The organism is Corallococcus llansteffanensis (genome assembly GCF_003612055.1).
Taxonomy (GTDB): domain Bacteria; phylum Myxococcota; class Myxococcia; order Myxococcales; family Myxococcaceae; genus Corallococcus; species Corallococcus llansteffanensis.
This window is the reverse complement of record NZ_RAWB01001112.1, coordinates 1-810: the sequence shown is the minus strand read 5'-3', so window position 1 is coordinate 810 and position 810 is coordinate 1. Positions and strand designations below refer to the sequence as shown.

The window sequence follows — 810 nt, the reverse complement described above, 5'->3', positions numbered from 1 at the left end:
GGGCCTCGCCGGATGCGGGCGGGGTGGGCCCGGCGGCGTTCTCCCCGGCCTTCCCCACCGCGTCCCCGGCGACGATCACGGCTTCCTCCGCGGAGACGTCGCCCGCCTTCTCCGCGTTGACGGCCTCCGCGAGGAGCGCGCCCATCGCGGCGGCGACGGCGGCGTTGTCGCCCTTCTGTGCGTCCTGGCCCCTGTGCGCCTTGAGCGTGGCCTCGAGTTCACGGGCCCGCTGCTCGATGCGCGCCTCGGCCGCGCGGCGCCGGGCCCGGGATTCCGGCGTCGACTCCGTCACCTGGGGCTCGTCCTCGGGCGTCGGGTCGTCGTGGGTCACCACCACCCAGCCCGCGGTGAGGGCCAGCAGGAACGCCGTCTGGAGGGCCGTCACCCGCACGTAGCGCGCCCGCGTCGGCGGATCCTTCAGCGTCGTCCGCGCGATGTGGAAGGGCAGGCTCGCGCCGTAGAAGAACTGGCGGATGCGCCCCTGGGGAAGCTGGCCCCGCACCTGCTGGAAGTGCTCGGCGCCGCCGCGCATCTCGCGCCACAACTGCCAGGGCAGCCCCCGTCCCCTGGAGTCGTCCCGGCCGGAGGCAGAGCCGCCCTCCGTTTGTTCTCGTAAAGGCTTGAAATCCTTGCCTTTCATGCCCGTCATTGGCTCACGCTACCACGGCGGGGATGTGCTAAAGGCCGGGCCGTGACCCCGAACCTTCTCTCGCTGCGTCCCTTCCGTCGTCCTACCCGCCAGCTCTGGCTGTCGTCCGGCGCGCTGGTCCTCGCCTTGGGAGCCCTTACGGGTTGTGAGAAGACTCCCCC

The 810-nt window shown here is 72.3% G+C and carries 1 pseudogene; it reads right to left on the bottom strand.

Going from position 1 to position 810, the window contains the following annotated elements:
- A pseudogene (locus D7V93_RS45715) lies at nucleotides 1–640 on the bottom strand (hypothetical protein); the annotation flags it as partial.
- Nucleotides 641–810 lie beyond the last annotated feature (170 nt).